Annotated in this window: 9 protein-coding genes; 2 read left to right on the top strand and 7 right to left on the bottom strand. The window is 45.6% G+C overall.

The annotated features are described in order from the left end of the window. Positions 1-205: 205 nt before the first annotated feature. The 7 genes from IGK14_RS04845 to IGK14_RS04815 all read right to left on the bottom strand — a co-directional run bounded on the left by IGK14_RS04845 (position 206) and on the right by IGK14_RS04815 (position 10,063). Positions 206-1,675: an ABC transporter substrate-binding protein gene (locus IGK14_RS04845; protein ID WP_154694299.1), complete on the bottom strand. Its 1,470-nt coding sequence runs from the start codon at positions 1,673-1,675 to the stop codon at positions 206-208. Positions 1,676-1,702: 27 nt separating this feature from the next. Continuing rightward, the gene (locus IGK14_RS04840; RefSeq protein WP_005225516.1) at positions 1,703-2,623 is read right to left on the bottom strand and encodes a carbohydrate ABC transporter permease; all 921 of its coding nucleotides are present in this window, start codon (positions 2,621-2,623) and stop codon (positions 1,703-1,705) included. Between the two features lie 13 nt (positions 2,624-2,636). Further along, positions 2,637-3,518, bottom strand: coding sequence for an ABC transporter permease (locus IGK14_RS04835; RefSeq protein WP_086294872.1), 882 nt, complete (start codon positions 3,516-3,518; stop codon positions 2,637-2,639). A gap of 240 nt (positions 3,519-3,758) precedes the next feature. Further along, positions 3,759-5,150, bottom strand: a complete 1,392-nt coding sequence (locus IGK14_RS04830; protein WP_438711706.1) for a glycoside hydrolase family 1 protein — start codon at positions 5,148-5,150, stop codon at positions 3,759-3,761. Continuing rightward, a complete protein-coding gene (locus IGK14_RS04825) occupies positions 5,143-6,018 on the bottom strand; it encodes an ROK family protein (protein WP_154694297.1) in 876 nt (291 codons plus the stop codon). Before IGK14_RS04825 ends, IGK14_RS04830 begins: the two co-directional genes overlap by 8 nt. 3 nt (positions 6,019-6,021) lie before the next feature. Next, on the bottom strand, positions 6,022-8,700 hold the full coding sequence (locus tag IGK14_RS04820; protein WP_154694296.1) for an alpha-mannosidase: 2,679 nt from the start codon (positions 8,698-8,700) through the stop codon (positions 6,022-6,024). 73 nt (positions 8,701-8,773) lie between these two features. After that, positions 8,774-10,063, bottom strand: a complete 1,290-nt coding sequence (locus IGK14_RS04815; protein WP_154694295.1) for a glycoside hydrolase family 125 protein — start codon at positions 10,061-10,063, stop codon at positions 8,774-8,776. Positions 10,064-10,218: 155 nt separating this feature from the next. Here IGK14_RS04815 and IGK14_RS04810 point away from each other — a divergent pair, with 155 nt between their 5' ends. Together IGK14_RS04810 and IGK14_RS04805 are read left to right on the top strand one after the other, a co-directional pair. Then, positions 10,219-11,271 (top strand): GntR family transcriptional regulator, encoded by a 1,053-nt coding sequence (locus IGK14_RS04810; RefSeq protein ID WP_154694294.1) that lies wholly within the window; start codon positions 10,219-10,221, stop codon positions 11,269-11,271. Positions 11,272-11,276: 5 nt separating this feature from the next. Further along, a complete protein-coding gene (locus tag IGK14_RS04805; protein ID WP_154694293.1) occupies positions 11,277-13,427 on the top strand; it encodes a GH92 family glycosyl hydrolase in 2,151 nt (716 codons plus the stop codon). The last annotated feature ends 46 nt before the right edge of the window (positions 13,428-13,473 follow it).

Below are 13,473 nucleotides of genomic sequence, written 5' to 3'. Positions count from 1 at the left end.
AATCTTTTAATGCTATGTACGTTTTAGAGGCACTATGCTTGCTGCTTGAAGGTTAAAAAACAAAAGTAACGTTATTTTTTCATCAAAGATTTCGCTACTTACTTTAAAGAAAAAGCAGCCAGAAGCTAGACGTGGGAACCATTGGTCCTGATGCGTTTAGCCTCCGGCTTACTTGATCTATTGATTGGTGAGCGGCGCCTGTTGCTTATTCTTGGCTTGCACGATACTCATCAAATTGTTTTTGCATTTCATCGCGGACCTTCTCCCAGCCAGCGGTTTTTAATTCTTCGTTTAGTTTCGGAACATTTTCTTCTGGATCGATCGTTCCCGTTGCTAAACTTGCTTTGTAACGGTTCATGACATTGGCGATATTCGTGATTTCTGTTTTCACATTATCAGTCTTGAAGTTGAACCCTAAGATTGGTGATGCTTCAGCGTTAGCAATATTTTCATCACGCTCTTTGATCATATCGTCTGTGATGGATTCTTGTGTATAAAGGATCATGTTGTTCCCAGTGTTCCAAGCAGCCATCCGGGTATTTGGCAAGTAGCCATCAAGGAGACGGATTTTGTTGTCTTCGCCCTCGATTTTTTCCCATGCTTCGCCTTCGACACCCCAAACCAATCCATTCAACAATTCAGGATCGCTGTTCAACAAGCCCAACACTTCCACTGCTTTTTCTTTGTTTTTCGAAACATTCGCTACGACAAAGTTTGCCATTTGCGCTTGGCCTGTTGATTTTAATTGTTTCGTGATTGGGCGTGAAACCAATTCATGACCTGCGGCATTGCTTAAGATCGTATCGCCGTAATCCATTGGTCCTTGGGTTTCTTCACGCATGAACCATGTGTTGCCTTCTAATGGGTAACCAGTCGTATTAGTGGCTGCATCAGTTGGGATCAAGCCTTCGTTGTACCATTTGTGCATCAATTTCAAGTTTTCCATTTGTTCATCATCTTCGAATTGATTGATGATCTTCGTTGTATCGCCGTCCAATTTAACAGCAAATGGGTAATCTTTCCCGATCACATAATCATAGTTTCCAGAAACATTAAAGGTTTGTCCGATCGCAAACGGTGCGATGTTTGGTTCTTCTTCTTTAAACTTCTTCAACACGTCTTCGGCATCTGCATAAGATTCGATCCCGCTAATATCCAAATCATATTTATCTAAATACTCTTTATTGAAGGTCAAGACTTGTTGGGCATAAATATTGCCGTTGACTGGAAAGGCATATAATTTTCCGTCGATCGTATTGCCTTTGATATAAGATTCGTCTAATTGATCATACGCTTCTTTGGCATATTTTGGTGCTAACTCCGTCAAATCTGCATACGCGCCTTTTTGCGCATTCGCAACATAGTTTGAGGCAAAGGAAATATCGTAGTTTTCACCCGATGAAATGATGGTACTCATTTTTTGATCCCAATCACCCCAGCCGATATACTGCAGATCGATGCGAGCGTTGGTTTTTTCTTCAATGCGTTTATTGGCGATCTCCATTAATTGATCAAAGTTTTCTGGCTTGTCCCCGACTTGATACATCAATAAAGTCGTTACGCCGTCTGCATTGTTTTCTGAATTGGATGTTGCGCCGTTCGACCCACAGGCAGCCATTCCCAAAGTTGCCGCTGCGGCCATCCCAGCAAAAGCTGTTTTTTTCCACAAATTCATTTTTGTTTCCTCCCTATACTTATTTGATTATTCTTTGACGCCACCAATTGTCAGACCACCGACAAAATACCGTTGGAAGAATGGATAGGTGATCGCAATCGGTAAGGTTGCAACAACAACGATTGCCATGCGAGCAGTTTCGCTTGGCAAAGCGGCCAAACCGCCTTGGATCTGGGCAGCCATGCCGGAGCTTTTGGCTAGATAGTCCAAATTGCTTTGAATCCGCATCAAAAGTGCTTGTAACGGCACTAAAGAGTCTTTTTGAATATACAACAATGCATTGAACCAGTCGTTCCAATAGCCAAGAGCGGCAAATAGACTGATCGTCGCGATCCCTGGAACCGCTAACGGCAACACGATGGATAGAAAAATCTTCATTTCGCTGGCACCGTCGATGCGCGCAGATTCTATAATACTATCTGGTACCGTCTTTTTAAAGAAGGTCCGCATAACAAGGATATTAAAAGGCCCTAAGGCAAGGGGTAAAATCAATGCCCAAATCGTATCTTTCAATTGGATCAAGTTGACCATCACTAAGTAATTGGCAACCATCCCTGGCGCAAACAACATGGTGATCAAAGCGAAGATCGTAAAGAACCGACGGAATGGAAAATTTGAGCGAGAGATGACATAGGCATATAGCGAAGTCATCGTTGCATTGACGAAGGTACCAAAAACAGTGATAAAAATAGATACGCCAAATGCTTGGAAAATTTTGCTGCTCATTTGTCCGCTAAACAGGTAGGTATATGCTGCGAACGAAAATTCTTGTGGCCAAAAGCGATAGCCGTTTTCTGCCAAAGAGGTTTCACTGGTCAATGAGATCGCGATCACAAAGAGAAACGGCAAGACACAGGAAATCGCGAACAGACCGATCACGATATTAAAAATCAGGTTGACCGTTGGGTTAAAGGAGCGGATCTCGACTTTCGTTACTTTTTTCTTCATTTATCCATCCTCCTTAGAATAATGCTGAATCTGGTTCTAGTTTACGAACAACCAAATTCGCTGTTAGTAATAATAATGCCCCAACAACTGATTGATAAAGGCCGGCAGCTGCGGTCATCCCGAAGTCGCCTGTGGCAGTCAGTCCATTATAAATGTACGTATCTAAAACGGAGGTGACTTGGTACAACGCCCCAGAGTTTCGTGGGACTTGATAGAAAAGTCCGAAGTCGGCACGGAAGATCCCACCGATGTTCAAAATCAACAAGACGGAAATCATTGGAATCAGTTGTGGCAACGTCACATTTTTAATCTGCTGCCATTTGCTGGCACCATCGACCATCGCGGCTTCGTAATACGTTTGATCGATCCCGACCACTGACGCATAATAGATGATGCTGTTGTAACCTAAGCTCTTCCAGACATTCATAAAGACGAAAATAAACGGCCACCATTTCGGATCAGCATACCAGTTGATTCCTTCACCGCCCATACCCGTGATCCATTGGTTAATGATCCCTTTGTCTGGACTCAAAAAGGCATAGACAAAGTACGAAATAACCACCCAAGAAAGGAAGTACGGCAACAGGGACATCGTGTGATACACTTTTACCAAGCGCTTATTGCGCAGCTCACTCATAATAATGGCAAAGGCAATCGCAAAGAATAGGTTGAATGCTAAAAATACGATATTGTAGAGTAGGGTATTTCTAGTGATCAGCCATGCATCATTGGATGCAAATAAAAATTTAAAGTTATCAAAGCCGACCCATGGGCTTTGTTTCAAACTGGCAAAAAAGCCGTCTGGTGAAATGTGGAAATCTTTGAACGCCACCACATTTGCGAATACAGGTATATAGAAAAAAAAGATAAACCAGACAACACCTGGCAAAGCCATCAATATTAACGCTTTGTATTGCCAGACATTCCTCCAAAACCCCTTTTTCTTCACATCTCATCATCTCCTTCATGCTACTAGAATAACGCTTTCATCCCTAAAAAATAAGGAACAAACTAAAGATAAAATGAAACAAATTAAAGGTCTTTGTTTATATTTTGTTTTTATTCTCTAAAAACCAGAAAAACGTCCTACCTTTTGCAAGATAGGACGCTTCATTGAGTTGTTTTTTACAAAGGATCAATCGACAAAGCCGTTTTGCTGAATCACTTCGCGGAACCACTCACCTGACTTTTTGATGGTGCGTTTTTGGGTAGCCAAATCAACGGCAATAAACCCGTAACGATTTTTGAATTCATTCAGCCAAGACCAATTATCCATGCAAGTCCACATGTGATACCCGCGGCACCGGCTGCCTTCTTGGATTGCTTGGTGAACATACCGCAAATGATCTTTGATAAAGGTGATGCGGTACTCGTCTTGGATCTGACCGCTGGCATCGATAAAGCGTGTTTCATCTTCGACTCCCATGCCGTTTTCTGAAATATAACAAGGGATATTGCCGTAGTTGTTTCGTAGGTTGATCAAGGTATCATAAATGCCTCGTTCATAAATTTCCCAGCCTCGATGGGGATTGATTTTCTTTTCTGGCCAATCATAAACATCGAAGTAATCTTCTGGCATTGGAGTGTCCGCTGTTTTGGCAGAACGCTTTTGCTGCACCCGCCGCGGCTGATAATAGTTGACCCCCAAGAGATCGACCGTGTTTTCTTTAATGATCTGCAAATCTTCTGCTCTGGTTTCTGGCATGATCGCCAACTCGTTTAAGACAGTGATCAATTCTTCCGGAAAGGTGCCTTTGACCGCTGGATCTAAGAAGGAACGGTTGAAAAAGGCATCTGCCAGTTGCGCCGCTTGGCCATCTTTTTCATCATTCGGATCTTTCGGATAGGTCGGTGTCAAATTCAAGATGATGCCGATTTCGCCTGATTGCTGAGACTGACGGAAGCGTTGGATCGCTAAAGCGCTGGCGAGTGCTTCATGGTAGCCGACTTGCACCGCATGTGCCAAGTTGATTTCTGCTGGGTAATGCTGTTGATACAAATACCCCATCTCCACTGGCACGATCGGTTCATTTTGCGTGAACCAATGACGGACTTGATCACCGAACAACTCAAAACACAAAGCGGCATAATCTGCAAATGCTGTGACAGTCTCGCGATTGAGCCAGCCGCCTTCTTTTTGCAGTGCCATCGGCATATCAAAATGATACAAATTGATGAAAGGCTCGATGCCATTTTCGATCAAAGTGGCGAAGTACTCGCGATAAAACGCCACCGCTTGTTGATTGACCGCTCCTCTTCCTTCTGGCAGCAAGCGACTCCACTGGATCGAGGTTCGAAAAGAATTAAAGCCGATCTCTTTCATCAATGCTACATCTTCTGGGTAACGCTGCAGCAGCTGGACGGTATCTTTGGGTCCCCGTTTTTGATAAAAGCGTTCTGGTTCCGTTGCGTACCAATAGTCCCAAATCGAATCGCCTTTGCCATCATCGGCCGTTCGTCCTTCAGTTTGCGGACCGCTGGCAGCGGCTCCCCACCAAAAATCTTTAGGAAAATGCAGGTTAGTCATGGGCAGTCACCTGCTCTTTGCCTAACAAGAGACAGCCGATAATGCCACTTTTGTTCGGCAAGCCCCAAGTGACGATGTAGTCTTCCACTGGTGGTGTCTCCATATAGCCTGCCATTTGTTTCAGGAAGGCTTGTTGGATTTGAGCGAGTAAATGCGGCTGATTCATGACCCCACCGCCTAAAATGATTATCTCAGGTGCTAAAGTTAACGTGATATTGACCAGCGCTTGCCCTAGATAAAAGGCCTGCAACCCCCAAATCTCGTGCGCTTGCGGCAAGTCTTGTCCTTTGATCCCCGTACGTCCTTCTAAAGAAGGCCCTGCGGCTAATCCTTCCAGACAGTCGCCGTGATATGGGCATGTACCAGCATACGTATCTTCACTGTGACGTTTGACATAGGTATGACCGATTTCTGGATGACCGATCCCCTCGAAAATCTTTCCTTCACGAACGACTCCTGCGCCAATGCCGGTTCCTACTGTCAAATAGACACAGCTGTCTTTGCCTTGCGCCGCTCCTTGGCGTAATTCGCCATAAGCGGCAGCATTGACATCTGTTGTCCAAGCAAATGCTGTCTCTGGGTAGCGCTTCTTCAATGCACCGAGAAAATCGAACTGCTGCCAGCCCTGTTTCGGCGTCGCTAGTATGTGGCCATAGGACGCTTGGGTTGGATCGATCCCGATCGGACCAAAGGAACCGACCCCTAATGACACGAGATCGTAGGGATCGAAAAAGGCAAAGATCGCCGCTAACGTTTCCTCCGGTGTTGTTGTTGGGATCGACTCTTGGGCGATGATCGTCAACTGTTCATCGGCAACGGCACAAATCATTTTTGTGCCGCCGGCTTCAATTCCTCCATAAACCATCATTACTCACTCCTTTACTCCAATGGTACGAATTTCATATGGGTGTAATTGCTCATTGACGGTCGATGCTTGTTCTTCCTCTAAAAGGTTCAACAGACAGAGCGTCGCCTGCTCTTTTTGCACGTGAAAGGCAGTGGCTTGATCCGCCAAATTATAGCCCCGCAAAACGATCTGCTGGTCTTGGCGATTGCGTTTTAAGGCGGTGATAGCTACCGTCGTTCCATGAGCTTCCATATATTGGTTGCTGCTGGCTAGCATACCTTGATGCTTGTCGGTCTGACTTGCCGTCCAAGGAATTTGGGCAGCTTGTGCTTGGCGATACGTTTCATAACGTTCTTCAGGAGCCCCATGACAGGCTACGCCGTATTCAAAGGTGTGGCTGCCTAAGCATTGCGCTTCTGGTGTTGGGAAGTAGCCCCAATCGCCTAGCTCTCCCGTACAGCGCAACAAGGTCAAGCAGATCTGATCCTTCACGATTTCATATTCGTTCAAACCAAAATTAGAAACCGTCATGCCGCTAGTTTCATCATGCAAGTTGACAAAGGCGTGCTGATGCTGCGGATTTGTTGGGTTTTCCCAATGACTAGAAACCTGATTCGGCCGTTTTACGACTTCATAAATGCTGTCAGCTTCATGGAAATCCGTGATGATCCCTGTTGGGAATAACACCCGTAGTCGGTGATCTTTGCTTTGGTTGTTGACGGTGGTTTTAAATGCCAGGCGGTTGCTGGTTCGTTCTAAGCGAATCTCCGTCTCGATCTTGAAGGCAACCAATTCTTGACTCCGCTGTGCCTTACGGAAACGGAAATCGACGACAGCTTTTTGTTCTTCTAACAAACGGTCATCTGCTGAAACGGGAATCTGCAATTCTTGCGTCAGTCGCACGATCCCCACCAGTGGATCGTTTTGTTCAATTGTCACGTGATGCGGAAATTTCGTCGATAAGATTGCTTGATCCCCTTCTGGTTGTTTGAAGATGTACTCATTGGCGATATCCCCCACATCCTCGAAAACCAGTAAATTGCGATACGTTTTTTGGGTTGCTTTGTCTGTAATCGTCAAGCTGCCGTTTTCAGTAATGACGGCTTCCAAATGTGCGTTGGCAAGTTTACGCCCTCCTTCTGAAACGATCGGGGCGCTCTCTACTGGCGTAGCGGCTTTTTCCACTAGAGCAAAGGTCTGCCATGAAAATTCTGGCAACTGGTTTGCTTCAACTTGGACCGTGACAAAGCGTTTCATGAAAGGAATCCGAAAGGCATCTTTAGGCAATTCATAGTCAAAAAGGACCTCTTCTTCACTAATGATCGCAGCAACAGGGTTCCCCTGTTCATCGATCACCGAATAAGAACCTTTTGGCTTCGCCAACAATTCGTGGTAAAGCTTGCTTGGCAATCCTTCACGGAATGTTTTACGCTCAAGTTCGATCACGACTTCCACTAATCCAGAACGGGTGCTGCCAGTGGTGTTGAAGACCACGAAGGGGCGACTCTCCTCAGGAAACTGGCTCGTGTCGATGGCGGCTACTAAATTGCGTAACGCTTCATCTGCCACGAACTTGCCGATTTCATTGGCTTTTTCAAAGCGCGGCATCATTTCTCGGTGTACTTCGTCCACTGAACAGCCGCAGATACTGTCGTGAGGATGATTTTGCATCAGGGTTTTCCACGCATGATCCAACATATCGTGAGGATAGCTGCCGTTTGCTTCATAAGCCATAGTTGCTAATGGCTCCGCAACATTTTCTAATTGGCGGGAAACCTTTGTATTCCATTGTTTTAGATAAACTCGGGAAGAGGCGGTATTGGCTAGAGTATACCAACCATCGGTTTCTTGACTGGTCAATTCACCTGTGACAGTTCCTAGGTCATCTGGCAGATCTGCTTGCACTGCTTCAAGGTATTCGGTAAAGCTGGCGTGTTTGAATTCATACTCTGGGAATAGCTCGTTAGCTGTACGAATCGCTGCCGAAATGTCTTTTTGGACGGGTTGATGATCGACCCCATTCATCATTAAGTAATGATTGGTGGCACCAAATTTTTCTACATCTTGCAGTTTTTGTGTCCAAAAAGCTTTGGCTTCTGCTTTATCCACTGGAATCTCATTGCCATTGGAGTACCAGTTGGCAAAGAGTAGACCAAAGATTTGACTGCCATCTGGACCTTCCCAATGCATTTCAGAATATTGGGAAGTAAATTGATCATCGGGTAAAACTTCGTTGTCAAAGCCGATCGGTTTGACGCCACGCCCAAATGCAGCACTTTCAAGATTGGCTTGCAGCATCATTTGCGGGGTTTGCCCCATATTGCCGAAAGTATCTGGGAAATACCCCAACATAACGGGGGTGCCCCACTTTTTGCTTTCTGCCATTCCAATCAGCATATTACGGGTGTTTGATTCAGCACTTATCAAAAAGTCATCTTGCAAAATATAAAACGGACCGATCTGTAATTTCCCTTGTTTGATGGCCGCTTTGACCGCTTCGTGTTTTTCAGGTCGCACTTCTAAATAGTCATCCAAGATGATCGTCTGCCCATCTAGGTGGAAGCTGTGGAACTCAGGGTCATTTTCAATTAATTCTAAAAGATCATCCATCAATTCAACTAGCCGCATGTGATGCTGTTCGTAAGGCATGTACCATTCCCGATCCCAGTGGCTGTGTGAGATGATATATACTTGTTTCTTCATTGGTTTTTACTCCTCGCTGTTTGCGTCGTTGGACTGCTTTTTGTGTCACTCGAACGGTCGTGGGTCGTGCTGCTTATTTTTCCACTCGGATATCGAAATAATCCATGACCAATTCACAAAACATCATGTTCGCCCAAGAGAACCATTCTCTCGTGTATTGCGAAGGATCATCGACATCGAACCCTTCATGCATCAAATTTGTACCCGCATCTGTCGCCACTAACTGATCCAAAATTCGTTTCTTTTCTTCTTTGTCAGTGGTGGTCATGCCTTCCATTGCCATGGCGATCGGCCACACATAATTTTCTGGCGTATGAGAGCTGCCAATGCCTTTAGCGTATTTGCCTTCATAGAAATACGGATTTTCACTGCTCAACAACGTTTTACGGGTCTGAAGATAAAGGGGATCTTCCATACTGCCATACCCCAAGTAAGGGGCGGCGATCAAATTCGGCACGTTGCTGTCATCCATCAGTGTGCCATTGCCGAATCCATCCACTTCATACGCGTAGACTTCTTCGCCAGCTTGATTTTTGGTCAACCCGTATGCTTTAATCCCTGCTTCGATCTCTGCTTGCAATTTTTTCGCTTGTGCCACGATCGCTGCGTCTTCTAAAACCGTCGTAAAGATTTCTTGGATATAGCCTAAGACCACCACCGCAAACATATTGGAGGGAATCAAATAGCCGTATTTGCAGGCATCATCACTTGGTCGAAAGCCTGACCAAGTCAAGCCGACAGGTTTCACTGGCGCGCCTTTGCCGTCATGAGTCAAGGTATCTTCTTTCCGCCAGGTATCCCGTTCAAAGCGATATGGAGACTCCTCATGGTTTTGTTCTGTCACAAACACCTCCAAGGCTTTTTTGATGCCTGTTACAAAATCATCATTGAACTGATCGGTTCTGCCTGTGTTTTTATATAGCATATAGGCCAGTTGGATCGGATAGCATAAAGAGTCGATCTCATATTTGCGTTCCCAGATCCAATCGTTCATTTCTGTATCGTCTGTTTGGTGGCCAGCGCCATTGGCTGATTCGTTAAAGGCATTTGCGTAAGGATCGATCGTAATATAGTAGAATTGCTTCTTGACTAACCCGCTGATCATGCTTGCTAAGTCTTCATCTTCTTTGGCGATCACCAAATACGGACGAACTTGTGCAGTGGAATCTCGCAGCCACATCGCTGGAATATCCCCCGTCAGTAAAAAGGTCGTGCCATCCTCATGACGCTTGACCGTCGTTAATAGTGTATTGGCGAAAGCTGCGTTAAAATTTTTCGCCCAATCGGCATGCGTTTCTCCGCATAGATCCGTAATCGTTTCCATAAATGTTGCTACTGAAGTTGGTATTTCTTTATAAACCATTCCATCACCTTCCCTGATTTGATATATCAATTTACGAACCTAGTATATCATGAATTAATTGAATGTCTAGCGCTTTTTCAAAATAATTAAAGGGTTTTCATTTTTACTGGTTTATGGTATGCTAACAAATATGATATATCAAAAGGGGTTTTCTTATGAAACAACCATTATATAAAAAAATTTACGCGGAGCTTCACGAAGCCATCGTTGAAGGGCGATTAGCGCCTGGCAGTCGTGTCCCTACTGAAAAAGAACTATCTGAACAATACCAAGTCAGTCGGATCACCTCTAAAAGAGCCTTGACGGAACTGGAACAAAATCAGCTGATCTATCGCGTGCAAGGCAGCGGCAGCTTTGTCCGAGAATTGAAGGAAAAAAAAGCGACTGGACGAATTTTGTTTGTCTTGCCCTTTGCCAATGATCTCTCTTTAGGAAACTTTACCGAAGGCATTTACCCCGTGATGCAAGAACACGGCTTTGAACTTTTGATGACACCAGTGGATTATTTGGAAAAAACGACGGCAGCTGAGCTGATGCAAGAATTCGACGGCCTGATCTATTACGCCAGCAATACGTTTTCTTACTATGACTTGCTGTTCGAATGTGCTGAAAAGCACTTTCCTATCGTGACCTTAGATAAAAAGCTGCATGAGTTTGATTTTCCAGCGGTGATGCCAGATAACTTTCAAGGTGGACAGCTAGCCACGGAGCATTTACTTGCGTTGGGGCATCAACGGATCGCTTATATTTTTGGTGATACCCATCATCCGCAATCCGTCCGTCAGCGTTATCTAGGTTACATCGATGCGCTGAAAAAAGCCCAAAGAACCTTTCGCACCAAGCTCGACGACACGGCTGCCAGCATCGCAAATGCGCTTGTCTACCTGGAAGAACATCAGGTCACGGCAGCCGTCTGTGAAAATGACTTGATCGCCATTGAATTGATGCGGGCATTGCGCCAAGCAGATATGCACGTCCCTGCCAACATTTCCCTGGTTGGTTTCGATAATATCCAAGCCGCAGCCCTCATTGATCCAGCACTAACGACTATCGGGCAGAATTTTGCCGAGATGGGGCGCTTGGCAGGAAACCAAGTGATTGAGAAAATCAACGCTGCGAAGGCAGCAACCCCAGTACCAACGGAGACGACCACCCATTTAGTGGCGGTTTCTTTGATCAAAAGAGAATCAACCCAATTAAAGGAGTGAACCAAGTGAACGTATCAATGATCGACACACGACACGGAACAGACAACCAATATAGTTTTTCCCATGGCAACTGCCTGCCTTATACAGGGGTTCCTTTTGGCATGAACTACTTTGCCCCGCAAACCAGCGATCAACGCGGCAGTTGGTGGTTTCATCCAGAAGATCGAACCTTTCAGGGCTTTCGCATCACCCATCAGCCTAGCCCATGGATGGGGGATTTCAGCCATTTGACGATGCTGCCGCTAAACGGCACGCTTTCTGAAAATACCCTTTTCCATGCGCAAAGCTCGTATCGTCCCGAAGAAAGCACCTTTAATCCAGCCTTTCTTAAAATCAAGACGCAGCGGTATTTAACAACAACGACTTTGATCCCCAGTATGTATGGCGGTGTGCTGACTATTGAAAACTGCGGGGATCAGCCAGGTCTTGGCTTGTCACTGCCGGGTGACTATGTCTTAGAACAGTTGGATGAACAAACAGTGGCTGGTCAACTGATCGTATTTTCAGGGTGCGAAGATGAACGCTTCACCTTCCATTTCGTCTATCATTTTGAAACACCCATCACTGCGATCGAAGGTGCCTTGACAGGCAAAAAAGCCTTCGTCGTTCTCCGCTTTGGGGCTTGCCAAACACAGACGATCCGTTTTGCGACCTCGTTTCTCAGTCGCGAACAAGCTTGTTTGAACTTGCAACGGGAACAGCAATGGGCTCCTGCCGATTATCTGGCTTCTGTCCAACAGCAATGGAATCATTTTTTGCAAAAAATCGAGATCGAGCATCACGATCAAACACAAGTTTCTACTTTTTATCATAATTTTTATCGCTTATTCTTGTTTCCTCAAACCTTCTTCGAAATCGATCAAGAGGGCCGCAAAATGCATTGGGATACCTTGGCAAAAGCAATCAAACCAGGACCACTGTATACAAACAACGGCTTTTGGGATACGTATAAAACTGTCTACCCGCTCTTTTCACTCTTGGCTGTCGAACAATTGGAAGACATGCTGGAAGGCTTTTTGAACAGTTATCGCGAAAGCGGCTTTTTACCAAAATGGCTATCGCCAGATGAGCGTGGATTGATGCCAGGGACGCTGATCGATGCCGTGATCGCTGATGCCGCAGTAAAAGGCATTCGTCCTGATTTGATGCCCGAATTTTTAGCAGCGATGAAAAAAGGCGCCACCGTCCAAAGTGAAAATCCCAATTATGGTCGGCGCGGCACGACGGACTATTTGACTTACGGGTATGTGCCATTGACGCATCATGAATCGGTCAATCACACCCTTGATTATTGTTACAGTGATTTTTGTATCTCACAAGTCGCACAACAGCTGGGTGACGAGCAAGCAGACTATTATCAGCAGCAATCGCAAAACTACCGCAACATTTTCGATCAGGAAACTGGCTTTATGCGGGCAAAAGATCCCGATGGTGCCTTTCGTCCAGAATTCAGTGACATACGCTGGGGCTTAGATTATGCAGAAGGCAGTGCGTGGCAAAGCAGTTTTGCTGTTTACCATGATTTCGCTGGCTTGATCGCCGAACACGGCGGCAAAGCGGCCTTTGAAGCAAAACTGATCGACTTGTGCAATCAAGAACCTCGCTATACGACAGAAGGCTACGGCTTTGAGATCCATGAAATGAGCGAGATGGCTGCACTCGATTTTGGTCAGCTGGCGATCTCCAATCAACCAAGCTTCCACTATCCGTATCTATTCAGCTATTTGGGCAAACCAGAAATGGCACAGCCCTTGATCAAGCAGCTATTGACACAATGCTTCAATGACTCGCCCAAAGGCTTTCCTGGCGATGAAGACAACGGTAGCATGGCTGGTTGGTACATCTTCAACTCCTTGGGCTTTTATCCAGTCACACCAGGGACGGGGGAATATGTCATCGGCATGCCATTATTTGATCAAGCAACACTACATCTTGCTTCAGGCAAAGACTTAGTGATCAAGAGCACGCCCAATGCGCCGCAACAGCTCTTCGTGGATAAAATCACATTGAACGAAGAACCCTTCGAGCGATTGTTTTTCACCCACCAAGAATTGACTGCCGGTGGTACATTGAACTTCCAGCTAGGTATCGTCCCTCGCAGCAAAGAGTGGTCAGCCGATGCCTATCCTTATAGCGTCAGTCAACCACATGCATAACGAAAAAACCGCTCCTTAGCAACAGGCAGCACTCTACTTTCAGTCA

Source organism: Enterococcus sp. DIV0970a (assembly GCF_051711265.1).
Classification (GTDB): domain Bacteria; phylum Bacillota; class Bacilli; order Lactobacillales; family Enterococcaceae; genus Enterococcus_D; species Enterococcus_D casseliflavus.
Note: the sequence above shows the minus strand (reverse complement) of the source record. Positions and strands in the feature narration are given on the sequence as shown.